Source organism: Blautia sp. Marseille-P2398, from assembly GCF_964240315.1.
GTDB classification, from domain to species: domain Bacteria; phylum Bacillota; class Clostridia; order Lachnospirales; family Lachnospiraceae; genus Blautia_A; species Blautia_A wexlerae.
In genome coordinates, this window is the sequence record NZ_CAXSTD010000014.1 from 35,538 (window position 1) to 60,677 (window position 25,140).

Consider the following 25,140-nt stretch of genomic DNA (forward strand, 5'->3'; position numbering starts at 1 on the left):
CCTCCTTATAAATAACATTCAGGTCTGCGTGTTTTCAGATAAGGTATTTTATTTCTTAATTGGGATGTTTCCTGGAGATTGATCTCACAGGTGAGAAGCTGTTCGGAATCATCTGCTTTTGCAAGAATATCACCACTTGGATGAATAACCAGTGATTCACCGGAGAAATCCATGGCGTCTTCTCTTCCGACGCGATTACACATGGCAATAAACACCTGATTCTGCATAGCTTGGACACGCATTTCCCATTCAAACATTTCCATTGGCTCTGCTTTCGTGTTGGCAGTGGGAATAATGATCAGATCGGCTCCTTTCAGCGTGCAGGTGCGGATACTTTCCGGGAGATGTCTGTCATAGCAGATGACGATTCCTATTTTTCCGAAGGGTGTGTCAAATACTTTAAATCCTGTATCGGAAGGAGTGTAGTAGTCCTGTTCATAGAACTGTTTTGCCTGTGCGATATGAATCATCTGGGCAGTATCTGCTAACTGTCCATCGGGTGTAATCCACAGGGAAGTATCATATCTTTTTCCCTGACGCTCCAGGTAGACATTAGGTGACAGATAATAGTGATGCTGTGCTGCTTTTTCTTTTAATTTTGAGATTTTCACAGAATCAGGCTGAAGACAATAGCAGTCAACGTTCCTTTTTTCATACTGAGGAAAAAATGGAGAAAGCTGAATCTCTGGGAAAAACAGTAAATCAGTTCCATTTGCCTGATCACAAAATAACAAAGATTTTTCCAGATTCTCCTGCATATTTGAGGCCATAGATATTTGGGCGAGTGCAAGCTTCATAGTAGCAATACCTTTCGTAAAACAGTTTAGATACATCTATCATAAATTGCTGAAGAGGATTTTGCAAGAAAATGTTACTATTTGTTGTGGCATATTTGCAAGCCATTATTCATGTGTTTTAGCTCTGCAAAATGTATTAGATGATACAGAGTAGTATCTTTTTCAATTATATTTGGATAGAATAAGTATTATGAAGGAATTGCAAGAGAAAGACTTGCATGTTAATATATTTATATACAAAAGAATAACAGTTCCAGTTCCTTTGGAGAGGAGAAATCATGCGTGATGAGACAATAATAGACGTATATACGTCTGGAGTAAATGGTGCAGAATATGATGCGGGAATGAAACAGCTTATGAGTAATAAGGAGATTATTATTCCAATTCTGCAGATGACAGTACCGGAATTTAAGATGTGCTCACAGTGTAGAGATTTATCGAGTAGTGAATCGATATCAGGATATTATGAGAATCTTTGACTGAAAATATGTATAAGAAAAGACAGTGATTTCATGTTTGCGCGAAATCACTGTCTTTTTTGTATTTATTCCTGTGATGTAGATTCACGAATAATTAATTCAGTGGGTAGTTGAACTTGCTTAATTTCGGTATCTGGATTATTGATTTTTTCAATCAGAAGTTCAGAAGCAAGATATCCAAGTTGAGAACAAGGCTGTTTGATCGTAGTAATAGATGGAGTTGACAATTGAGAAATATTTGTATTATCAAATCCAATGACAAGAACATCTGAAGGAACTTTTAAATTACAGTATTGTACTGCCTTTATAGCAGCAGCAGCCAGATTATCTGAAATGGCGAAAAAGCAGTCTGGTGGGTTTGGTGAAGACAGAACCTGCACAATTGATGTAAAAGCAAGATCATGATTTAATTCTGGCAACTGGATAATCCAGTTAGAAGGATAATCAATATTAGCAGAAGCCATAATGGATTTATATGCAGCGAGACGTATTCTTGCATAATTAAATTCAATAGGTCCATTTATAATACTTATTTTTTTTCGCCCAATTGAAAGAAAATAGTTTAATGCGAGTTCGGTAGATGCAAAATCATCAATTCCTACGTAGGAGGCATACGGATTGTCAAAATATTCACAACATTGTACGACTGGAACATGGGAAGTAATTAGCTTTAATGCTGATGGAGAAATACTATTTAAAGTAATCACGCCATTTGCTTTTAAACGATGAATCATATGAATAAATTTGTCTACGTTATCAGAGCTAAATTTAAACGATGTAAAAACGACAGACATAGAGCGCATATTTGCAGATGATAAAACACCGTCAATAATTTTTGAATAAAAGGGATTTGACATATCCGGAATATTCATAAGGAGAATTTTATCAGTCTGCTCATCTGATTGAGTAAGAGGAAGCGTGCCGGTAGGATAAGCAGATGGTGTATTATCGGATAATTTTGTTTCACCATATTGATAGCCAAGTTTTTCTATTGCCTGAAAAATAGAATCCAAAGTATTTTTTTTAACATGACAGTTATTATTTAATGCGCGTGATACAGTTGCAATAGATACATTAGCCTCTTTTGCAACATCACGGATTGTAATTTTTTTAGATTGCATACATTCCTCCGTATATTGATAAGTTATAATACTACTATAGCATAAAATTGCAAAATGTAAAAGGAATAAATAAAAAAAATGTAACTACATGAAATAAAAAATGTAACTACATGAAAATGTTACATGAAACAGGTGCCATGATACGGCAAAATAAACAAAAAACAGTTTAAAAAAAGTATAAAACAACGAAAATGAACAATGAGACGAGATTTTGATTGACTTAAACAGTGAAACAATATATCATGGTGTTACACAAAGAAATGAAAAACGTAACAAGGAGGAAGAAAATGAACGTAAAAATTTCTTACAACACACTGGTATACGCCGGTGAGAATATTGCAGACGGAATCAGACGACTGGCAAAATTTGGCTATGATGGTGTAGATTTTGTAGGTGAACCAGATCAATTTGATACAGCTGAAATCTGCAGACTTTTGAAAGAGAATAATATTGAAGCCAGTTCTATCTGTGCAATTTTTACAAATGAAAGAGATTTTGTTTCAGATGATCCAGTAATCAGAAAACAGGCAGTAGAATATATGAAGAAGTGCGTGGATTTTTCTGTTGCGATTGGAGCAAAATCAATTAGTACACAGGTGACAGCGAATATGAAAATTGACGCTGATGCACCATTTGAAACAGCTTGGAAATGGGCAGTAGAAGGACTGAAAGAAGCCGGAGAATATGCTTTAAAGAATAATATTCGTCTTACATTAGAAGCATGGAATCGATATGAAACATATTTGATAACAAAACTTGATATGGCACTCAAAATGGTTAATGAAGTAGGACTGGAGAATGTTGGTGTCATGGGTGACACATTCCATATGAACATTGAGGAAAGCAACATGGGAGATGCAATTAGAAATGTAGGAAAGAAATTGTATTATCTCCACATTGCAGACAGTAACAGAGCAGCACCTGGAAGAGGTCATATTGATTTTGAAGAAATTGCACAGGCATTAAAAGATATTGATTATAATGGATGGATTTCTATGGAACTCTTACCAGCAGCAGCAAATCCATTTAGCGGAATTGTACAGGAAGAATTCTATGATCAGTACACAGAAGAGTCTATTACATATCTGAAAAAATTATTTTCATAAATTAAAAGATTGGAGAGCTTGAAAATGAAAAGAAAAATGGTAATCGGAATGTTAACAATGGGAATGGTATTATGTGGAGCAATGACAGTATCAGCAGAATCAGATGGATATGTTATTTCTGCTTCCCATGGATACGGTGCTGTAGAACACTGGGAAATTAAAACAATTGGAATGCAGGATGCAGCAAAAGATCTTGGAGTTGAATTTAATTATAAATATGCAGATGGGGATCTGCAGCAGGAAGTAGCAGATATAGAAAATTTTGTTGAGATGGGAACAAATTACATCATTGTAGGACCATGTAATTCAGAAGGAATTGTTCCGGTTATCGAAGAAGCACAGGATAAAGGTGTTGCAGTTGGAACATGCGATATTGGTATTGAAGGCGTGGATGTGGCAAGTTTTGTAAGCTCCGATAATTACGGCATTGGAGAGATTGCAGCAGATTATATAGGAACTGAAATGAATGGAGAAGGCGAGATTGCAATTCTGACATGGCCGGCAGCATCTGCAACTGCTGACAGAGCAAAAGGATTCAAAGATAAAATGGAAGAAAAGTATCCTAATATAAAAATTGTTTCAGAACAGGATTGTAATGCAGACAGAAGTTCATCTCTGGCAGCAACAGAAAGTATCATTCAGGCAAATGGTGATATCAAATTTGTATGGGGCGCAAACGCTGAAATGGCACTGGGAGCATATGCAGCGACACAGTCATTAAATCGTTCAGATATTAATGTAGTTGCAGTTGATACAGATGGGGAAGTTATGGAAGCTATCCAGAATGGAACTAACCTGGTTGCTACAGTTTCTCAGGATCCATATACAATGGGATATAAAGCTCTTGAGAATGCAGTAAAATATCTTGACGGAGAAAAGGTGGAAGATATTGCAATTGAATGTGAATTAGTAACTGCAGATAATTGCGCAGAAATTATTGAAAGAAATGAGGAATATCTGAACAAATAAAAGAAGGTATGCTACATTCTTCAGAATAAAAGTTTCCTTCCTTGTTTAGAACAAAATATATAACAGATGATCTGTGGGCAGTTGGAATCTGACCACAGATTATCAAAATATAGCTTGAGGGACGAAAAAGTGAAAAAAACAATATTAAAAGCTACCGGAATCTCCAAATCATTTTCCCATGTACCAATTTTGAAAAATGTCGATTTTGAATTAGACAGTGCAGAGACACATATTCTTATGGGAGAAAATGGAGCTGGAAAGTCGACTTTAATGAAGATTATAACGGGTGTTTACCAACAGGATAAAGGAAACATATACCTGGATGACGGAAAAGGAAATTTGGAAGAAATTGCTTTTTCAAATCCTAAAATGGCATTGGAAAAAGGAATAAGCATGGTATTCCAGGAATTCAACCTGATGGAAAATATGACGATAGCCGAAAATATATTTATGGGCTATGAACCGGTGAAAAAAGGACTTATTGATTGGAATAAAATGAATCAGGATGCTCTGAAATGGATGGAAATGGTGGAGATTGATGCACCACCAACAGAGCTTGTTGAAAATCTTTCTACAGCACAGAAACAATGTGTAGAAATTGCAAAATGTCTGTCACATAATGCAAAAATCATTATATTGGATGAGCCTACGTCAAGTCTTTCAGAAAGAGAAGTAAGAACGCTCTTTAAGCTGATCGCTAAACTGAAAAAAGAAGGTATCAGCATTATTTATATTTCTCATAGAATGGAAGAGATATTTGAAATCGGAGACAGAGTAACAGTATTTAGAGACGGTGAAAAAATCGACACTCTAAATATTAAAGATACTACTGAACAAAAACTGATTCAATTGATGATAGGGCGAGAATTTAAAGAAAATTATTCAGAATATAAAATAGATGAAAATCGTGAAATTGTACTTGAAGCAGAAAATGTGATCACTTCAAAGTATAAAGACCCTATAAGTTTCAAAGCATATAAAGGTGAAATTACTGGTATATTTGGATTGGTAGGTGCCGGAAGGACAGAACTGGCAAGAGTTTTGTTTGGCATTGACAGAAGTCCATGTGGAACAATAAAAAAAGATGGTAAAGTATTAAATCTTAAGTCAGCAAAAGATGCAATCAATAATAAAATAGGAATGGTACCAGAAGATCGTAAACAGCTGGGACTGGTTCTAAAGCATAATGTGCAGGATAATTTGACAGTTGTAAAATTAAAAGATTTGCCCTGGCTGCTGAAATCAGATCGAGAAGAAGCACAAATCACAGATCATTATATCAATGCGCTGTCGATAGCGACACGTGGAGGACAACAGATTGTAGGAAGATTAAGTGGTGGAAATCAGCAAAAAGTGGTGATTTCAAAATGGCTGTCATTAGACTTGGATGTGCTGATTCTGGATGAGCCAACGAGAGGCGTTGATGTAAAAGCCAAGGCAGAAATCTATGATATTATGAGAAAACTGGCAGATCAGGGTGTTAGTATCATAATGATTTCATCAGATCTTCCGGAAATCTTAAGAGTAAGTCACAGAGTCATTGTTATGCACGATGGAAAGATAACATTAGATGGTCAGACGAAGGATTATGACCAGGAAAAAATAATGCATGCTGCGATAAGTTGAGGGAAAAAATGAATAATAAAACGAATAGAAAAACAGAAAGCGGAGTATCAATAAGAGTTGAAATGATACGACAGCTGACACTTGTGCTGCTATTAGCGGCAGAATTGATAATTTTTGCCTTTATGACGCAAAACTTTTTTACTACTTCAAATATGATTAATGTGCTCAGACAGGTTTCCATTACCGGAATATCTTCCCTAGGTATGTTCATGATCATTCTTTTAGGGGATATTGATCTGTCAGTAGGTTCAATGTATGCGTTTATAGGCGTTATTAGTGCAATTGTATTTAAAACAACAGAAAGTACATGTTTAACGTTAATTGTAGCCTTAGCACTCGGAATTGCAATTGGACTGTTCAATGGAATTTTCACAGCAAAATTTCGTGTACCAGCATTTATTACAACATTAGCTACAATGAGTATATGCAGGGGATTTGCATATATTATTACAGGAGGATCACCAATAGGTGTAACAAACCCGAAATTTACATTTTTAGGTACAGGCTATGTGTTTAATCTGATTCCGCTTCCAGTTATTTTTATGATCATTGTTTTAATTTTGGGAATGATTTTGGTAAAACATACACGATTTGGAAGATATATTTATTCATGTGGAGGAAATGCACAGGCTGCAAAATGGTCAGGAATCAATGTAGACAAAATTCGCATTACTGTATACGTAATTGCCGGATTTTTAAATGGATTTGCGGCAATCATTCTGGCAGGAAGACTTGGCGGTGGATTACCGGCAACAGGCGAAGGGTCAGAAATGGATGTTATTACAGCGGTTGTGCTGGGAGGAACCAGTATGTCTGGAGGAAAAGGCAAACTTTGGGGAGTTGTCCTGGGTGTGCTGATTATCGGAGTACTGACAAATGGACTTACTATGATAAATGTATCCAGCTATTGGCAAAAAGTAATTAAGGGAATCATTATACTTGCGGCAGTTATTATGGATAACCGCAATGCAGCTACAAATTAATTTGTGATTATTTACAGAGAGGAGGATACAGTAGAAATTACTGTGACAAAAAAATGAAAGCGATTGTATTTAAAGATTTAGCAACTTGGACATATGAGGAAAGATCAGTACCTGAAATTAAAAAAGTAAATGATGTATTGGTAGAAGTAGAAGCAGCAAGTATTTGTGGTACAGATGTGCATGTACTTGGAAACCCTCCTGGATTTATTGGAACAAAGGGAAGTATCCTTGGACATGAGTGTGTAGGAACTGTAAGAGAAATCGGAGATGGTGTAGAAGGACTGAAAGTAGGAGACAGAGTAGTTCTGGTACCGAATATTCCATGCGGATACTGTGAATCATGCCGACAGGGAAAAGCAAACATGTGTGAAAATGAAAAAGTAATGGGTGTAACCTGTGATGGAGTGTTTGCAAAATATTTTGTTGCTCCAGAAGTAGCATTAACGAAAATTCCAGATGATATGGATAAAGATCTGGCAATCTTTGCTGAGCCGGTAAAATGTGTAATGGGAGCTATGGATTGGGTTAGAGTTCTCCCGGGAGAAACGGTATTAATTCTTGGCGGTGGTCCAATTGGACTGTATTTCATTATGCTGATGAAAGCAAATGGTGCAGGAAAAATCATTGTTTCAGAACCTTCAGAATATAGAGCAAAATATGCAATGGATTGCGGAGCAGACATTATTATTGACCCAACAAAACAGAATCTTGCTGAAGAAATTGCTAAAATTACAAGTGGACGCGGCGTAGACATTTCTGTAGATGCAGTGGGTGTTTTGATTAATGATGCAATTGTAAATACATGTAAAGGTGGACGAATTGTATTAATGGGTCAGAACGGAGCTGTAAATGAAACAATTTGCCAAAACGATATTGTGTCAAAAGGATTGAGCATTTTTGGTAACTATATCGGAAACTATATTATGTCCAGAACGGTAAAGACACTGGAAGCAGGAATCATTCCTGTTGAAAAGATAATCACACATAAGCTCCCGATGTCTAAATTCGCAGAGGGACTGGATGCTATGAGAAAAGGTGTTGGTTTAGAGGTTATCTTATATCCGGATGAGAACTAAAAGCACAAAGTCGAGGTGAAAAGGTTATGTATAAATATAGCATGACACAATGGATTGTAGGAAACGAAGATATAGAATACAGTTTTCAGAGACTGAAAAAAAATGGTTATGATGGAATAGAATTTGCAGCAGAGCCGTATACAATTGATCAGGAAAGAATGGTTTCGTTATTAAAAAAATACGAAATGGAATGCACATCGTTGTGTGGTATCTTTCCAGAAGAAAGAGATCTGACATCCAGAGATCCGGAGTGTGCAAATACAGCGATCCAATATATTAAAGACAGCGTTGATTTTGCTGTCAAAGTGGGTGCTCCTTATATAATTGTGGTGCCTTCTCCTGTGGGAAGAGTTGCGCTTCTGGAAGGCTATACATATGATGAAGTGTGGGAAAATGCAAAAAAGAATCTGAAAATTGCTGCAGATTATGCTGCATCTAAAAATGTAAAACTTGCAATAGAAGCCATCAACCGATATGAAACATACTTTTTGAATACTTTAACAAAAGCATACAAATTTGTATGTGAAATGAATCATCCGGCTGTCTGGATTATGGCAGATATGTTTCATATGAGTTTGGAAGAAAATAATATTGGAGCAAGCCTGAGAATGATTGCAGATCGGCTGATTCATGTACATATTGCAGATAATACACGTGAGGCAGCAGGACTTGGAAAGACAGATTTTAAGGAAATGTTTTATGTGCTCCGAGATATCGGTTATAAAGGACCATTGACCATGGAATTTATGCCGAGATTAGCCAATCCATATGAGTCCGGAGATCTTGAAACAAAGTCTCATTTGATGGATAAATATGCGGAACAGGCAATCAACTATATGAAGACACTGGAGAAAAGTGTCTGATAAAACCGGAGGGGGGAAAATATGGTAAGAATAGGCGTAATAGGGTGTGGGAAAATTGCACAGACCAGACATCTTCCTGAATATGCAGGAAACAAAGACTGTAAGATTATCGGAGTATATGATCTGAATTTTGAAAGAGCATCTGAAATTGCCAGTCAATATGATGCAACAGCATATTCTTCAGTAGAAGAATTATTAGCAGATCAACAAATTGATGCAGTTAGTATCTGTGTGGCAAATAATGCCCATGCGGAAATCTCTATTCAGGCATTAAATTGTGGAAAACATGTTCTTTGCGAAAAACCAATGGCAACGACATTGGAAGACTGTGAGAAAATGGTAAAAGCAGCGTCTGAAAATGGAAAGTTTCTTATGATTGGTCAGAATCAGAGACTTGCAAAGGCACATGTGAAGGCAAAACAATTAATTGCAGATGGTGCAATTGGAACAGTCAGAACATTTAAAACAACCTTTGGACATTGCGGACCTGAGACATGGAGCATAGATCCTGGAAAATCCAGTTGGTTTTTTGATAAAAAAAGAGCTGCAATGGGAGCAATGGCTGATTTAGGAATTCATAAAACTGATCTGATACAGTATTTGTTGGATACAACAGTAGCAGAGACAAGAGCATTCGTTGGAACACTAGATAAAAAAGATGCAGTAGGTAACTTTATCGGGGTGGACGATAATGCAATCTGCATATATACAATGAACAACGGAATTGTAGGAACGATGACAGCAAGTTGGTCTTATTATGGAGAAGAAGATAATTCTACGGTACTTTATGGAACAGAGGGAATTATGAAAATATATTCCAATCCCCAATTTGCTATTGAAATCATTACGAAAGATGCTGAAAAAGTATTATATGATATTGATAAGATTCAGACTAATGATAATCAGACAAAATCTGGAATTATTGATGCATTTGTAGAATCTATTGTTAAAAATGAAGAACCTGTAATTAGTGGAAAAAGTGTATTATCCGCAATGAGAGCAGTTTTCGCAAGTATAGAAGCTTCTGAATGTGGTCATACAGTGAAAATCAGACAGTGAATGAGGGAATAAAATGAAATTAGGATTAGTAAGTGCCATATACGACGATGTCGATTATGAAAAATTAATTGATCTGGTGGCAGATGCAGGACTGGAATGTGTGGAAGTTGCATGTTGGCCTGTGGAAAAAGCAGAGCGAAGATATGCTGGCGTGAGTCACATAAATGTCGAAAAAGTCTTAACAGATGAAGCATATTGTTGTCATATCCTAGATTATGCAAAGAAGAAAAAAATCGAAACTTCTTCTTTGGCTTATTACCCGAATACTATGGATGGAGATATTGAGAAAAGAAACCGTGCAGTATCACATTTAAAAAAGGTAATTTGTGCGTCAGCAAAATTAGGTGTCAATATGGTAACGACTTTTATAGGACGTGACCAAAGTAAGAATGTTGAAGACAATTTGCTGCTTATGAGAGAAATTTGGCCGCCAATATTGAAATTAGCTGAACAGGAAAATGTAAAAATAGCAATTGAAAACTGCCCGATGTTATTTGGACAAGATCAATGGCCAGGTGGACAAAATTTAATGACCTCACCTGTGATCTGGCGAAAAGTATTTGAAATTTTGGACAGTCCTATGTTAGGTATCAATTATGACCCATCCCATTTTATCTGGCAAAAAATGGATTATATCAAGCCGTTATATGAATTTAAAGATAAGATTTTTCATGTACATTTTAAAGATATAAAAGTCTATGAGGATAAATTGAAGGAAGCCGGAGTAATGGCATATCCTTTGGATTATATGACACCTAAGATCCCTGGCTTAGGGGATGTAAACTGGGCAAAATATGTTTCAGCATTAACAGACATTCAGTTTGATGGATATGGTTGCATAGAAATAGAAGACCGTGCTTTTGAAGCTTCGCTGGATGAAAAGATAAAATCTGTTAAAATTAGCACAAAATATCTGAGAAATTTTGTAATTTAATTAAAATGAGTAAAAAGGCTATTGCACTATAAAGTGTGCAGTAGCCTTTTTAAATTTTCTATGTGCGCCTGGCGGCGCACGTTCCTAAAGAGTGAAAGTCGTGTGTTCTGCAAGCTGTTATCAGTTTGCCAGTGAAAGTCTGGTCAAGGTAATCGCCAGTGAGCCTTGTAGCGAGCCTCCAATGCTTTTGGGTGACCAGTCGTGTTGAAGGTAAGCGATGAATAATCCACCGGTTTTTCAGTATCCTAAATTTATGAGATAATCCCTCTAAGGAGTGGTATCTCTATAACCTTTCCAGTTTTTTGCACTTAGGACCATTTCACTTCAGTTCTTCTGGTACCTGTGCTAATCCCACTCCAAATAAAAAACAGGAGTTGAATTTTTATGCCTAAAAGAAATCCAAGACGTACAGATAAAGAATGGCTGGATCTGATCCAGGAATGCCGGTCCAGTGGCCTTTCTGATAAATGCTGGTGCCAGGAACATCATATCCATATAAGCAACTTTTATTATCAGATACGAAGAAAATGAAAGGAGAGGCTATGCACATCACACGTGCATAGCCTCAATCCATTCTTTCTCCCTGAATCCGGTAAGTACAAAGTCATCCCCGATCACCAGCGGTCGTTTCACCAGCATTCCGTCTGTGGCAAGAAGCCTCAGCTGTTCATCTTCAGACATATCCTTTAACTTATCTTTCAATCCCATTTCCTTATAGATCATTCCGCCTGTATTAAAGAATTTCTTCAGTGGAAGACCACTTTTTGCGTACCATTTCTTCAGTTCTTCGTAAGTAGGATTTTCTTCTTTAATAGCCCGTTCTTCATAACTGATATTGTGTTCATCCAGCCATTTCAGAGCTTTCATGCAGGTACTGCATTTGCGGTAAACTAAAACTTTCATAGACATTCTCCTCGTATAGATTTATCGTAACTATTTACAGGTAATTACTTCCTCCATTATTGTTCCAGATAGATATATCATAAATTGGAAAGGGCGATTTTGCAAGAGAATGTTATGGAAGAATTGTAAGGTTCAGGTTTTCATGTTAATATATCCATATACAAAAGAAAAAACAGTCTCAGTTCCCCGGAGAGGAGAAATCATGCGTGATGAGACGAAGATGGACGTATATACGTCTGGAGTGACTGGCGCAGAGTATGATGCAGGAATGAAACAGCTTATGAGTAATAAAGAGATTATTGTTCCTATCCTGCAGATGACAGTGTCGGAGTTTAAAACGTGCTCACAGGAAGAAATTCTACAGTGTTTAGATATTTCTTCTATTACAAAAGATGATTTCGTAAGTGATATACCAAACATAGAAAGGGATTTGAGATTAACAAAGGAAGACAGTGAATTGTCGTCTCTGGTGGAGAAGCTGGTACGATTTGATATTCGGTTTAAAATAATAAATCCTAAATTATCTACAGAGAAGATAAGAGTGAATTTACATATTGATATGGAAGCACAGAAAAGCTACCGACCAAGTAATCCGTCATATCCTATATTAAAACGTGCAGTATATTATGTAGCCAGAGACCTTTCCTCCCAGCTAAGTATGATTACACAGACCACGGATTATTCAAAATTGGAGAAATGTTATTCCATATGGATCTGTGCGGAGGATGTGCCAAAGAAACTGCAAAATACGTTGACGGAATATTCTTTTTCGAAGAAGGATATCATAGGGATAGCAGATGAACCAGAGGATGAATATGATCTCTTAACGGTAATTATGATCCGACAGGGAAAAGAACCAGAAGAAAACGGAATATTTGAGTATTTGAACGGAATATTTGACGGTGATATAAACAGGATACAAAAATATTCACATATAAAATGGTCAGAACCATTTCAGAAGGAGGCGAGCAAAATGACAGGATTTGGAGATAGGATTTATGAAAAAGGAATGCGTACAGGAGAACAAAAAGGAATACAACAAGGACGCCATGAGGGAATGATTCTTGGAGCTCTTATGAGTGGAAAAACTCCGGAAGAGGTTGCTGAGATGCTGAATCTGTCTCTGGAGGAAATAAAAAAAGTTCAGGAACAGCAGATGACTGTGAACAGGTAGTAAAAGAAACTTACTGATATAAAGTTAATAGGGAACTGAGAAAATTTGAAATTGAGAGAGGCTATGCACGTTATGAGTGTATAGCCTCTTTTGCGTTGGTATTTATGCATTGCGAATATCTGCCTGAAATCAATTTTCTGATTTTAATGCGTCTTCCAGGAATTTCACCGCATCTCTGACACAGTCATCACAGGAGCGGATTACCTTTCCGGTTTCCACACCCTTTAAGTCTTTACATATTACAGTTCCATTCTGCTGTTTAAACTGATTCATGACAGAGCGGACAGTCTGAGAGGTTCCTGCTTTGTCCTGGTTAATAAGTCCAGCTACAACTGCAGCACCGGAGATTGCTCCGCATGTACCGGCCATAGTGCCAAGACCTGCACCGAATCCCTGTGTGATCTTTTTGAGTGTATCCTCATCCATAGATGCCTCTTTACAGAAAGAACAGGCCACAGCCTGTGCACAGTTATAGCCGTTATGTTTCTTTTCTACTGCTTTTTCACATCTTAAATTTTCCATATATAAAATCCTCCTGTGTATAAATTTTAACCGAATCAAGTAAGTCCCCTGCTTGACTTGCGAAAAGTAATAAGCAGTGGGTGGGGACTTGAAGATATAGTTTATGATAGCACCTTGAACCTGTTTTTACAACCTTCACAAAAATTTTCAATTTACAAAGATTTTACTTTAGCGTGGTTTTACATTTAACTTTGGATTTCTATAATAGCACTTGTAAATGAGGCAACAAGTTATAAAACATAAAGATATTAAAAAGGAAATGAGCCTTTCACTTTATATTAAAAACATGGCTCATGGGAAGAGGAGAAAATTATCATGAAGAAAAAAATCGCAACAATCCTTACAGCAGCAGTTATCGGAGCAACAGCTTTCACAACAATCGTAAGTGCAGCAAGCGGAGACATCACAGTTGTATCCCGTGAGGATGGTTCCGGTACACGTGGAGCATTCGTAGAACTGTTTGGAATTGAAGAAGAAAAAGACGGTGAGAAAGTAGATATGACTACAGATGAAGCAAGTGTAACAAACAGCACATCTGTTATGATGACAACTGTTGCAGGTGATGAAAATGCAATCGGTTATATCTCACTTGGTTCTCTGGATGATACAGTAAAGGCAGTTAAGATCGACGGCGTAGAAGCTACTGTAGATAATGTTTCCAATGATTCTTACAAGATCGCACGTCCATTCAACATCCTTACATCTGATAAAGAAAGCGATGCAGCAAAGGATTTTGTAAACTACATTATGAGCTCTGACGGACAGAAGATCGTAGAGGACAACGGTTATATCAAAGAAGCAGCAGATGCTAAGGCTTATGAAGCAGCAGACGGAGTTTCCGGTAAAGTAGTAGTTGCAGGTTCTTCTTCAGTAACACCGGTTATGGAGAAACTTGCAGAAGGCTATGAAGCAGTAAACAAAGACGTAACTGTAGAAGTTCAGCAGAGTGATTCCACAACAGGTGTAAACATGGCAGCAGAAGGAACAGTAGATATCGGTATGGCATCCCGTGACCTGAAGGATGAAGAGAAAGACCTTGGTCTTACAGCTACAGTTATCGCAAGAGATGGTATCGCAGTTATCGTAAACAAAGACAATGATGTTGATGAACTTACAAGCGATCAGGTAAAGGCTGTATACACAGGCGAGACTACTACATGGGAAGACCTTGCTAAATAATGTAACAGATTTAGTTTCAGAGCAGTTCGCCTGTGAATGAAATAGTACAGCAGGCGGGCTGTTTGCATGTTGAAAATCATATTTTCAGAATCACTGTAAAAGTGACAGGTTATGATTTTTGATACAGGGAAAGAAAGGTGTAATGAATGAACCACTTTAAAGAAAAAGCAATGAAATGTGTATTTCTGATCGCAGCCTGTACTTCAGTGTTGGCAGTGTTTCTGATCTGTGCATTTCTGTTTGCAAATGGTGTCCCGGCTATCGGGAAAATCGGTCCGCTGAAGTTCCTGCTGGGAACAAAGTGGAAGCCGTCAAATGATATTTTTGGAATCCTTCCAATGATCGTAGCAAGTATCTATGTAACTGCAGGTGCCATTCTCCTGGGTGTGCCGATTGCACTCTTTACTTCTGTTTTTATGGCACGTTACTGCCCGAAGAAAATTTACAGACCATTGAAATCAGGAATTGAATTGATGGCAGGTGTACCTTCTATTGTATATGGTTTTTTTGGCCTGATTCTCATTGTTCCTCTGATCAGACAGATTTTCGGCGGAACAGGAACCAGTATGCTGGCAGCCTGTGTTCTGCTTGGAATGATGATCCTGCCGACTATCATCGGAGTTACGGAATCTGCGATCCGCAGCGTACCTGAGAGTTATTACGAAGGTTCACTGGCACTGGGAGCAACCAAGGAGAGAAGCATCTTTTTTGTCATGCTTCCGGCAGCAAAATCAGGTATTCTGGCAGCAGTAGTACTTGGAATCGGTCGTGCGATCGGTGAGACAATGGCAGTTGTAATGGTTGCAGGTAACCAGCCGAGAATGCCACAGGGAATCCTGAAAGGTGTCCGTACAATGACTGCAAATATCGTCACTGAGATGGGTTATGCAACAGGTCTTCACAGAGAAGCTCTGATCGCAACAGCAGTTGTGTTATTTATCTTTATTCTTATCATTAACCTGAGTCTTTCTTTACTGAACAGGAGGGCAGAACATGCAAATTGATACAGCAGCGGCAATTGATTTGTCCAAAGAAAAAAAGCAGAATGAGTCTTCTTTCTCAGATCAGATGAAGGCATATATTAAGCATCCGGGATCAGGTGTTCTTGCATTGCTTACCCTTTTAGGTGCAGTCCTGACATTTGCATTACTGTTCTTTCTGATCGGATATATTCTGGTCAAGGGCGTACCGTATCTGTCAACAGACTTGTTCAGTTTAACTTATAATTCAGAGAATCTTTCCTTACTTCCTTCTCTGATCAACACATTCATCCTGACGGTTGTTTCACTTGTAATCGCAGCACCGCTGGGAATCTTTGCAGCCATCTATCTGGTAGAATATGCGAAAAAAGGAAGTAAGCTTGTAAATGTGATCCGTATTACAGCAGAAACACTTTCAGGAATTCCTTCTATTGTATATGGCCTTTTCGGTATGCTGTTTTTCGTAACAGCACTGCATTGGGGACTTTCTCTTCTGTCCGGTGCTTTCACATTGGTAATTATGATTCTTCCTCTGATCATGCGTACTGCGGAAGAAGCCCTGAAATCTGTTCCTGATTCTTATCGTGAAGCCAGCTTTGGACTTGGAGCAGGTAAACTTCGTACCATCTTCACCATTGTTCTGCCATCAGCAGTACCTGGTATTCTGGCAGGTGTGATCCTGGCCATCGGACGTGTGATCGGCGAAACAGCAGCCCTGATTTATACAGCAGGTACAGTTGCAGAGGTACCGAAGAACTTGATGGGTTCCGGACGTACTCTGGCACTTCATATGTATGTGCTGTCAGGTGAGGGCCTTCATATGAATCAGGCATCTGCAACAGCAGTTGTTATTCTGGCATTTGTTCTTGTAATCAATTTCCTGTCCGGAGCAGTTGCCAAACGAATTGCGAAAGGATAAGAAAAATGAGTGGAAATGAAAAAATAACAGTTGAAAATATGAACTTACATTACGGAAAGTTTCATGCGCTGAGGAATATAAACATGGCAATTCCGGAGAAAGAAATCACAGCTTTTATCGGGCCGAGTGGCTGTGGTAAATCTACACTTCTGAAATCTTTAAACCGTATGAATGACCTTGTTGAGGGATGTGTGATCACCGGTAAGGTACAGCTTGACGGTGAAGATATTTACGGAGATATGGATGTGAATCTTCTGAGAAAAAGAGTGGGAATGGTATTCCAGAAGCCTAATCCTTTCCCTATGAGTATTTATGATAACATTGCATATGGACCGAGAACCCATGGAATCCGTTCCAAGTCTAAACTGGATGATATTGTAGAAAAATCTCTCCGCGATGCGGCAATCTGGGATGAAGTAAAAGACAGATTAAAGAAAAGCGCACTGGGTATGTCAGGCGGCCAGCAGCAGAGACTTTGCATTGCCAGAGCACTGGCAGTTCAGCCGGAGGTACTTCTGATGGATGAGCCTACATCCGCACTTGACCCTATCTCAACTTCCAAGATCGAGGAGCTGGCGATGGAGTTAAAGAAGGATTATACCATTGTTATGGTAACTCATAATATGCAGCAGGCTACACGTATTTCTGATAAAACAGCTTTCTTCCTTCTGGGAGAAGTAGTTGAATTTGATGATACTGATAAACTGTTCTCTATGCCTTCTGACAAGCGTACAGAGGATTACATTACAGGAAGGTTTGGTTGATTATGTCAAAGTATTTCGAAAGACAGCTGGAGGAACTGCACGTTCAGCTTATCACACTGGGAAGCTATTGTGAGAAAGCAATTTCATTCTCTGCAAAAGCAATCCAGAAGGTGCAGAATGAAGAGATTGCCCGCCAGGTTTTTGAGACGGACAGAGATATTGATGCCAAAGAAAGAGAGATTGAGAATCTGTGCCTGAGTCTTCTGCTTCATCAGCACCCGGTTGCAAGAGATTTAAGAGAGATATCTGCAGCATTGAAGATGGTTTCTGATATGGAACGTATCGGTGACCAGGCAGCAGATATTGCAGATCTGTCTTTATATGTTGCAAAGAATACCACTGCGATCCCGGAGACTATCACACAGATGGCGGAAGATACTGTGCGTATGGTAACTGAGAGCGTGGATGCTTTTGTAAAGAGTGATCTGGAGCTGTGCAGAAATGTCATTGACAGAGATGATGTGGTGGATGATGCGTTTAACGAGATCAAAGAGAAGCTTGCAGATATGATTTACGGAGGAAATCTGGATGCCAAGACAGGGCTGGATCTTCTTATGACTGCAAAGTACTTTGAACGTATCGGTGATCACGCAGTGAATATTGCTGAATGGGTGGAATATTCTATTACCGGACAGCACAGAAATAATGAGCATCAGGATTATCTGAATAATTAATTGAATAGAGAAAGTCTCTGATTTTGAATATAATTATTTGGAAGCAGGGCTTTTTATATCCGCAGGCGGGAACCGTTTGCGGATATTTGAGTTATTATATATCTCAATCGGAGACCGATATCTGCCTGAGGTATTAAATAAAAAGGGGAAGTGAAGAGAAGTGACAAAAAAAATCTTTAAATCTATAATGTTTGTATGTGCATTGGTTCTGACTGTGGGACTGGCTGCTGTAATGGGAATCCTTTACAGCAATTTTGACGGACAGATGCGCAAAGAGCTGTCTAAGGAAGCTGCTTATCTGGCATATGGTGTGGAGCAACAGGGAACAGATTATCTGAAGAATGTAAAGGATAAGAGCTCAAGGATTACTTATATTAATAAGGATGGAACTGTGCTTTTTGATAATAAGGCTGATGCAGATGAAATGCAAAATCATAAGAACAGAACTGAATTTCAGAAAGCAGAGAAATATGGTGCAGGAGAATGTTCCAGGTATTCGGATACACTTTCTGAGAAAACAATTTATTATGCACTGCGTCTGAAGGATGGAACTGTGCTGAGAGTTTCAGGCACTCAGGATTCTGTGCTGGCACTGGTTGAAAATCTTCTTCTTCCCTTATGTGGACTCTTATTTCTGATGCTGATTCTATCAGGAATCATGGCATCTGTGATATCAAAAAGGATCGTAAAACCTGTGAATGAGCTGGATCTGGAGCATCCGGAGGAGAATAAGATTTACGAGGAGCTTTCTCCGCTTTTAGGTAAAATCCATAAACAGAACCGGCAAATCCAGAAGCAGCTGGAACTGGCAAAACAGCAGCAGGAAGAATTCTCTCTTATTACAGAAAATATGCAGGAAGGTCTGATCGTGATTGATAGGTATACCATGATTCTTTCTGCCAATTCCAGTGCATGGAATCTGTTCCGGGTAGATAAAGTATGTCAGGGAGAAAGTGTTTACTGTCTGGATCGTGCGGAAGATTTCAGACATGCGATCGAGCAGGTTCTCAGCGGAGAACATGCGGAACTGATATTGAAATTAAATGGAAGCGATATCCAGTTGATTGCCAATCCTGTGGTACGTGGACAAAAAACAGAAGGTGCTGTGATCCTGCTTGTGAATGTGACAGAGAAGCTTGAGAGGGAGAATCTGCGGAGAGAGTTTTCGGCAAATGTCTCTCATGAGCTGAAGACTCCTCTGACTTCTATTTCAGGATTTGCGGAGATCATGCAGGGCGGTCTGGTGAAATGTGAGGATATTCCCAAGTTTGCAGGGCGTATTTATAAGGAATCCCAGAGACTGCTTCAGCTGGTTGAGGATGTGATCCAGATTTCCCAGCTTGACGAGGAAAAAACATCCTACACCTGGGAACTGGTGGATGTTTATCAGGTTTGTAAGAATGCCTTTGAAAGTCTGAAGGAGAAAGCACAGAGCATGAATGTGCATCTTTATATCTGTGGGGACAGTATGAAGATGGAAGCAGTTCGGACACTTCTGGAAGAGGCAGTTTATAATGTCTGCGATAATGCCATTAAGTATAACCGAAATGATGGAAGTGTAAGCATTTTTCTGACTCAGACTGCACATGAGATACAGATTGTAGTCAAGGATACAGGTGTGGGAATTCCAAAGGAAGATCAGGATAGAGTTTTTGAGAGATTTTACAGAGTGGATAAAAGTCATTCCAAAGAGATTGGAGGTACCGGACTGGGACTTTCTATTGTGAAGCATGCGGTCAGCACTTTGAATGGAAGTATTGTGCTGAGAAGTGAAGAAGGAAGTGGAACGGAAATTACTATGAAATTTCTGAAAGTGCATAAGGAATAAAATAGAATAGATACAGAGGGGATGTCAGTTTGACAGCCCCTCTAAATTATACCGTAGAAAGAACCTTTTTATTTTTTTCGATATTCATTGGGGGTGCAGCCGACCACATCTTTAAACAGTTTGGAAAAGTAGGAATAATTTCCATAGCCGACTTTCAAAGCAACTGTTCCAACCGGGATGTCAGGGTTGAGCAGAAGCTCTTTTGCTTTTTCTAACCGATAGGTGGTGATGTAATTGATGATAGAGGTCTGCGTTTGTTTTTTGAAAAGTCGTGCCAGATAATCTGGATTGAGATAAACCATATCAGCCAGCATGGTACGTGAGATATCTTCGGAGTAGTGCTGATGGATATAGTTGAGTACAATATCAACGACGGAGTCTTTTTCGTTGATGAAGCTATTGTATTCTACGGCGCGTTGTATCAGATAGCGCAGATAATTAAACATATATGGTACAGCGTCCAGAGATTTTGTGATCAGTTCGTCTCTTTCTTCTGAAGAAAATAGAGTGTGTGCTTCGATTCCGTTTTTATGTAGATAGGAAAAAACAATTTGTTCGATATCAAGTCTCAGATGCAGAAGAAAATTTTTGGTGATACCACTGGCCTGAATGTATTTGGACAGGTAATTTTCGATATTCTGTAAAGCTGCGTCTGCCTGTTTTTGTTCCAGAAAAGTATTGATTACTTCCAGTGATGGAGGGATGTAGGAAGTTGTGCTGGGAACAAAATCTTGCAGAAAAAGTGGTTTATTTACGGAGTTAAGGTTGGATTCTCTCATTTCACGTAGTCTGGTAAGAGTTTCAGGCAGTTCTGTCAGGGAAACCTCTGGTGCAATGCCGCATGCAATTTCACAGTGCAGAAAACTCTGAAGATTTTTGAACAGTGTCAGTAGATTTTCTGTAAATGGCTGACGGATTTGTTCCAGTTGCAATCCAGAAAGTATGACAACGTATTCAAAGGTGTTCAGTATCACTATAGACTCATAGAGAATGCAGGATTTCTGAAAGGTTTCGGCTGTAATATTCTGGAAAGAAAAATCTACCATGGAAGACTCCATGGGCATTATCTGGCCGGAGAGTGGATAAAGCCGGAACAAAACAGGAATGAAGAGGTCATCTGCTGTATAGGAAAGATCTTTTTTTCTTAATTCTGTTTCAAGAAGAGAAGGTTCACGAAACAGAGTGGTGGCAAAAAGTTCTTTCCAGAATAAATCTACAATATAGCGGTAATTATCTTTCCATTTCTGACTGTCTGCTTTTGTCTGGGTGAGCGCAGCATTCTTTCTGACTTTAGAAACTGCTTTTTCCAGAATATGGAATAAAGTATCAAAGTCTATAGGTTTTAGCTGGTAATCGAGGGAGGACAGTTCGATAGCTTTTTTTGCGTAATCAAAATCCGCATAGCTGGTCAGGAAAATAAATTGTATTTCTTTTCCTGATTCCCGGACCCAGGAAAGAAGATCAAGACCAGAACCGCCGGGCATTTCGATATCGCAAACACAGATATCGATGGAGTTTTTTTCTATGATTTTCTGAGCTTGACGGATATTGAAAGCAGTGAGTACTTCTGTGATTGTTAGTTGCTCCCAGTTTATTTTTTTCTCAAGGGCCGCTACAACAAAGCGGTCATCATCAACTAATAATGCGTTCATAAAACTTTCCTTTCATAAATTAGGCAGAGAATTGGATCAGATTGCAGGGAGAAGGATGGTTACGCAGGCACCCCCAGACGGGAGGTTTGAGAAAGTAATGACCGCTTCTCCCTGACCGTACAGCAGATTCAGACGTTGGATGGCATTGGTAATTCCAATACGGTGACCATTTTGAGGTTCCAGAGGAATAGCAGAATTTAGGGATTGCAGGATGTCTTCCGAGAATCCGCATCCAGTGTCCATGACCTGAATCTGAATATTTTCATGTGAATTTCCGCCGGCAGTCATCCAGGCGATGTCTGTGCGTATGATTATGGGGTCATCAAAAGTATTGGAGTGTTTGATGGCGTTTTCTATAAAGGTCTGGATCAGAATTGGTGGGATTCGTATGTTTTCTGTACCTTCTTCTGCGTGAATTTCATAGGAGAACGTATCTCCGTAACGCATCTTTTGGATTTCCATATAATTTTTTATATGTTCCAGTTCATTTTTTACAGGAACAAGATCCTGGGTGTTCTGGAAAATATATCGAAAATAGTTGGAAGTAATCATAGACATTTTCATGATCTCTTCGTAAAGCTGCGTCTGTGCCATACTGTAAATGGTATTCAGACAGTTCAGAAAAAAGTGAGGACGGATCTGTAGCTGAAGATAATTCATCATTGTTTTTTGTTTTTCCAGTTCTTTTTCGTAAATGTCAATTTTCAGTTTTTTGATCTGGCGCATCAGATTTTTGAACTGGGAGTTCGCCTGCTCAAGTTCGAGAAGATTGGTGTCTTTTAAACTGATGGTTTCTGCAGAATCATCCAGATGTGCCAGATTTTCTAAAAAGAGCTTGATCGGAGTCAGAACGTGTTTCTTCATATAGAAAATGGAAGTAAACAGGATAACTGCGACCAGAAGGACTGCCAGTACAAGAATAAACTGAAGCAGGATTATTTTTTCATAAGCCCTGAATTTGCTGAGAATAATCTGAGGATAAAAAGCACCCATAATCAGAGCACCGCTGATAATCAGATTATTTCCCTTATTATAAGTCTCGTAAGAATCGGAATTGCTTTTTCTTGAAAATTCAATATGGTGTTGCTTCAGCAGTTCTTTATTAGTAAGTACGGTTCCGTTTTGCGAGGTAAGAGAAATGAAACCGTCTTTTTCTTTAATTATGTTTTTTAGTGGCTGAATGATATTGTCAGCAGGAATAAAACAGCAGGCGTAGTGGGAGCCTGTATGAAAGGATTTGTAAAAATATACGTTCTTTCCGAACATTAGTACTTCCCAGGCATCCGTGTAGAAACTTGTTTTGGGCGCAGTTATTTTTTGGATCAGATGCTTGTTCAGCAGTACGAGCTGATTCTGAGTAAGTGTCTGAAAAATTTCTGTAGGACGATACATCCGTTCATTCTCTGAATTATATAGAAAAATCTGATATCCTTTTTCAAAAGATTCCAGAAAAATATCAATATTATTATGAACTCGTTCTGCGGATGAAATGAATTCCAGTTTGTCCTGTGTTTCCAACAGAGTATCTGCATCGTCATTTTCAGTCAGGAGCCGGATTAAATAGCGATTGATGGAAATATGTACGGTGTCGATTTGCGAAGCATAAAGGGATGTTGTATCTTGCAGGGACTGAATACTTTGGGAACGCATGGAAAAAATGACAAAACAGCTGATCATGATATCCAGGATTACAACCGGAACCAGCAGAAAAAACAAAAATTTTATGACATGATCAATGGAGTATCCGGCAACACGATGTCTGGAATACATATAAATACCTCCTGAAATATTATAAAATCATTATGATGAAAACAATTATAACAAAAATCCGATAAAAAGATAATAATATTCCGACCTTTTGATACAACAAAAGAGACAAGCTATGAAAAAAGAAATCGGATTTCGGAAAGTGTGAGGTCGTTATTTTACTATTAAAATACTGGAAAATCTGTATAATGAGAAACATCAGACAGAGAGATGTATACATCAAAAAAAATTAAAAAGGAAAAGAATTGAGGTAAAAGGATGAATAAGAAAGTGATTGCAGCGGGAATGGCTATGGTACTGGCTTCTATGGGGCTGACTGCCTGTGGCGATTCCGGTTCAAAAGAGGCTAAAGATTCTTCTGATGAGACTTATACAGTTACAATGGCTTATATTGGAGATAAGGAGGAAGATACAGATCGCATCGAGAAGAAAATCAATGAGATTATGAAGAAAGATATCAATATGGAACTCGATATCGAACCGATCAGCTGGGGTGCCTATGCGGAAACAATGAAGCTGATTCTATCCGGTGGAGAAAAGATGGACATTGTACCAATCCTGGTGGAACAGGTTAATTCCATGGTGAATGCGAAGCAGGTTATTGACATGTCTGAATATATCGACAAATATGGCAATAATATTAAAGAACTGCTTGGTGATACTGCGAAAGCAGCAAATATCGGAAATTATGTATACGGTGTGACAACAGGACGCGAATGGTTCTGCCAGTCATCTGTTATTATGCGAAAAGATATTCTGGATGAGTGTGGAATTGATGTATCTTCTATCACAGATTATAAAGATTTGACTGACGTTTATGCAACTGTGAAAGAAAAATATCCAGATATGGTCATGATGGCAAGCAATAACAGTGCAACACCGGATACCAAATATGAAATGAATGATACACTTACTGATGGATTTGGTGTATTGATGGATCATGGTCAGGATACGACAGTTGTAGATTATTATGAGACAGATGAATATAAAGAGTTTGTAGAAACAATGTATGACTGGCAGCAAAAAGGTTATTTGTCCAAAGATGCTGCAACCACAACAGAGAGTGCGGAGAATCAGGTAAAAGCAGGTGCCGCTTTTTCTTACCTTGCACCAAACAAACCAGGATATGATACCCGTGCCGCTTTACTTTGCGGAACAGAGATGGAGATTGCTCCGATTTCCGAACCATGGGCTGGTACTGCACAAATTTCTTACCTGACTTATGGCATCAGTTCAAGTTCTGCTGATAAAGATAAAACAATGCAGTGTCTGGATTATTTATATGGAAATGCAGATATTCTGAACCTGTTGAACTGGGGGGAAGAAGGTGTTGATTACGAAGTTGTAGATGCTGAAAATAATATCATTAACTATCCGGATGGAAAAGATGACAGCAACACGTATCATCTGGCAGAAGGATGGCAGTTATTTGACCAGTTTAAAATGCATATCTGGGAGGGTGATTCACCAGATATCTGGGATGAAACAAAGGCACTGAATGAGAGTGCAATCAAATCAAAAGCATTCGGATTTACCTATGATTCTACAAGTGTTGCAAACGAACTGGCTGCACTGAGTAATGTAAAAGCAAAATATGCAGCTGCTCTTGGTTCTGGTACAGTAGATCCTGAAGAAACACTTCCGAAATTTATTGAGGAACTGAAGAAAGCAGGAATTGAGAAAGTGATCAGCACCAAACAGGAACAGCTGGACAAGTGGCTGGAAGAGAATAAATAACACAGACAGGGGATGCCGCTATGCATCC

General features: G+C 38.6%; 24 protein-coding genes. 18 read left to right on the forward strand and 6 right to left on the reverse strand.

Going from position 1 to position 25,140, the window contains the following annotated elements; genetic code table 11:
- Nucleotides 1–5 precede the first annotated feature (5 nt).
- The gene (locus ACESZG_RS14945) at nt 6–833 is read right to left on the reverse strand and encodes a carbon-nitrogen hydrolase family protein (protein ID WP_373218655.1); all 828 of its coding nucleotides are present in this window, start codon (nt 831–833) and stop codon (nt 6–8) included.
- A gap of 242 nt (nt 834–1,075) precedes the next feature.
- On the opposite strand from ACESZG_RS14945, the gene ACESZG_RS14950 reads away from it, so the two are divergent.
- On the forward strand, nt 1,076–1,276 hold the full coding sequence (locus ACESZG_RS14950) for a hypothetical protein (RefSeq protein ID WP_119243584.1): 201 nt from the start codon (nt 1,076–1,078) through the stop codon (nt 1,274–1,276).
- 65 nt (nt 1,277–1,341) lie between these two features.
- Here the strand turns inward: ACESZG_RS14950 and ACESZG_RS14955 are convergent, their stop codons facing one another.
- On the reverse strand, nt 1,342–2,397 hold the full coding sequence (locus ACESZG_RS14955) for a LacI family DNA-binding transcriptional regulator (RefSeq protein WP_118411240.1): 1,056 nt from the start codon (nt 2,395–2,397) through the stop codon (nt 1,342–1,344).
- A 287-nt stretch (nt 2,398–2,684) separates the two neighbouring features.
- On the opposite strand from ACESZG_RS14955, the gene ACESZG_RS14960 reads away from it, so the two are divergent.
- The 9 genes from ACESZG_RS14960 (at nt 2,685) to ACESZG_RS15000 (ending at nt 11,544) form a co-directional block, all read left to right on the forward strand.
- Nucleotides 2,685–3,503, forward strand: a complete 819-nt coding sequence (locus ACESZG_RS14960; protein ID WP_118411241.1) for a sugar phosphate isomerase/epimerase family protein — start codon at nt 2,685–2,687, stop codon at nt 3,501–3,503.
- A gap of 24 nt (nt 3,504–3,527) precedes the next feature.
- Entirely contained in the window at nt 3,528–4,472 is a 945-nt protein-coding gene (locus ACESZG_RS14965) for a sugar ABC transporter substrate-binding protein (RefSeq protein WP_118411242.1), read from the forward strand.
- Nucleotides 4,473–4,601: 129 nt separating this feature from the next.
- The gene (locus tag ACESZG_RS14970) at nt 4,602–6,098 is read left to right on the forward strand and encodes a sugar ABC transporter ATP-binding protein (protein ID WP_119243583.1); all 1,497 of its coding nucleotides are present in this window, start codon (nt 4,602–4,604) and stop codon (nt 6,096–6,098) included.
- An 8-nt stretch (nt 6,099–6,106) separates the two neighbouring features.
- Nucleotides 6,107–7,081 carry an ABC transporter permease gene (locus ACESZG_RS14975; protein ID WP_118411244.1) on the forward strand — a complete coding sequence of 325 codons (975 nt, stop codon included), beginning with the start codon at nt 6,107–6,109 and terminating at the stop codon, nt 7,079–7,081.
- A gap of 53 nt (nt 7,082–7,134) precedes the next feature.
- Entirely contained in the window at nt 7,135–8,157 is a 1,023-nt protein-coding gene (locus ACESZG_RS14980; RefSeq protein WP_173681312.1) for a zinc-binding dehydrogenase, read from the forward strand.
- 26 nt (nt 8,158–8,183) lie between these two features.
- The gene (locus tag ACESZG_RS14985) at nt 8,184–9,020 is read left to right on the forward strand and encodes a sugar phosphate isomerase/epimerase family protein (protein WP_287642842.1); all 837 of its coding nucleotides are present in this window, start codon (nt 8,184–8,186) and stop codon (nt 9,018–9,020) included.
- Nucleotides 9,021–9,041: 21 nt separating this feature from the next.
- Complete coding sequence (locus ACESZG_RS14990) at nt 9,042–10,079, forward strand: Gfo/Idh/MocA family protein (protein ID WP_287642841.1); 1,038 nt, start codon at nt 9,042–9,044, stop codon at nt 10,077–10,079.
- Nucleotides 10,080–10,092: 13 nt separating this feature from the next.
- Complete coding sequence (locus ACESZG_RS14995) at nt 10,093–11,013, forward strand: sugar phosphate isomerase/epimerase family protein (protein WP_373218660.1); 921 nt, start codon at nt 10,093–10,095, stop codon at nt 11,011–11,013.
- Nucleotides 11,014–11,397: 384 nt separating this feature from the next.
- On the forward strand, nt 11,398–11,544 hold the full coding sequence (locus ACESZG_RS15000; RefSeq protein ID WP_173681315.1) for a hypothetical protein: 147 nt from the start codon (nt 11,398–11,400) through the stop codon (nt 11,542–11,544).
- Between the two features lie 18 nt (nt 11,545–11,562).
- On the opposite strand, the gene ACESZG_RS15005 is transcribed toward ACESZG_RS15000, so the two are convergent.
- A complete protein-coding gene (locus ACESZG_RS15005; protein ID WP_373218662.1) occupies nt 11,563–11,922 on the reverse strand; it encodes an arsenate reductase family protein in 360 nt (119 codons plus the stop codon).
- Between the two features lie 196 nt (nt 11,923–12,118).
- On the opposite strand from ACESZG_RS15005, the gene ACESZG_RS15010 reads away from it, so the two are divergent.
- Nucleotides 12,119–13,090 (forward strand): Rpn family recombination-promoting nuclease/putative transposase, encoded by a 972-nt coding sequence (locus ACESZG_RS15010; RefSeq protein ID WP_227295567.1) that lies wholly within the window; start codon nt 12,119–12,121, stop codon nt 13,088–13,090.
- A 129-nt stretch (nt 13,091–13,219) separates the two neighbouring features.
- Here ACESZG_RS15010 and ACESZG_RS15015 read toward each other — a convergent pair whose 3' ends face one another.
- On the reverse strand, nt 13,220–13,612 hold the full coding sequence (locus tag ACESZG_RS15015) for a C-GCAxxG-C-C family protein (protein ID WP_055058579.1): 393 nt from the start codon (nt 13,610–13,612) through the stop codon (nt 13,220–13,222).
- A gap of 315 nt (nt 13,613–13,927) precedes the next feature.
- Between ACESZG_RS15015 and ACESZG_RS15020 the strand changes: the two genes are divergently transcribed.
- The 6 genes from ACESZG_RS15020 to ACESZG_RS15045 all read left to right on the forward strand — a co-directional run bounded on the left by ACESZG_RS15020 (nt 13,928) and on the right by ACESZG_RS15045 (nt 19,956).
- Nucleotides 13,928–14,791, forward strand: coding sequence for a substrate-binding domain-containing protein (locus ACESZG_RS15020; protein WP_022381179.1), 864 nt, complete (start codon nt 13,928–13,930; stop codon nt 14,789–14,791).
- Nucleotides 14,792–14,937: 146 nt separating this feature from the next.
- The gene (gene pstC, locus ACESZG_RS15025) at nt 14,938–15,795 is read left to right on the forward strand and encodes a phosphate ABC transporter permease subunit PstC (protein WP_008705066.1); all 858 of its coding nucleotides are present in this window, start codon (nt 14,938–14,940) and stop codon (nt 15,793–15,795) included.
- A complete protein-coding gene (gene pstA / locus ACESZG_RS15030; protein WP_008705064.1) occupies nt 15,785–16,690 on the forward strand; it encodes a phosphate ABC transporter permease PstA in 906 nt (301 codons plus the stop codon). Before pstC ends, pstA begins: the two co-directional genes overlap by 11 nt.
- A gap of 5 nt (nt 16,691–16,695) precedes the next feature.
- Nucleotides 16,696–17,454: a phosphate ABC transporter ATP-binding protein PstB gene (pstB, locus tag ACESZG_RS15035; RefSeq protein ID WP_008705063.1), complete on the forward strand. Its 759-nt coding sequence runs from the start codon at nt 16,696–16,698 to the stop codon at nt 17,452–17,454.
- A 2-nt stretch (nt 17,455–17,456) separates the two neighbouring features.
- Nucleotides 17,457–18,128: a phosphate signaling complex protein PhoU gene (gene phoU, locus ACESZG_RS15040; protein ID WP_008705061.1), complete on the forward strand. Its 672-nt coding sequence runs from the start codon at nt 17,457–17,459 to the stop codon at nt 18,126–18,128.
- Between the two features lie 160 nt (nt 18,129–18,288).
- Nucleotides 18,289–19,956 carry an ATP-binding protein gene (locus tag ACESZG_RS15045; protein ID WP_025577749.1) on the forward strand — a complete coding sequence of 556 codons (1,668 nt, stop codon included), beginning with the start codon at nt 18,289–18,291 and terminating at the stop codon, nt 19,954–19,956.
- Nucleotides 19,957–20,024: 68 nt separating this feature from the next.
- On the opposite strand, the gene ACESZG_RS15050 is transcribed toward ACESZG_RS15045, so the two are convergent.
- Nucleotides 20,025–21,608, reverse strand: a complete 1,584-nt coding sequence (locus ACESZG_RS15050) for a helix-turn-helix domain-containing protein (protein WP_008705057.1) — start codon at nt 21,606–21,608, stop codon at nt 20,025–20,027.
- 36 nt (nt 21,609–21,644) lie between these two features.
- Nucleotides 21,645–23,378: a sensor histidine kinase gene (locus ACESZG_RS15055; RefSeq protein ID WP_008705055.1), complete on the reverse strand. Its 1,734-nt coding sequence runs from the start codon at nt 23,376–23,378 to the stop codon at nt 21,645–21,647.
- Nucleotides 23,379–23,633: 255 nt separating this feature from the next.
- Here ACESZG_RS15055 and ACESZG_RS15060 point away from each other — a divergent pair, with 255 nt between their 5' ends.
- Nucleotides 23,634–25,112 (forward strand): ABC transporter substrate-binding protein, encoded by a 1,479-nt coding sequence (locus ACESZG_RS15060; RefSeq protein ID WP_008705054.1) that lies wholly within the window; start codon nt 23,634–23,636, stop codon nt 25,110–25,112.
- Nucleotides 25,113–25,140 lie beyond the last annotated feature (28 nt).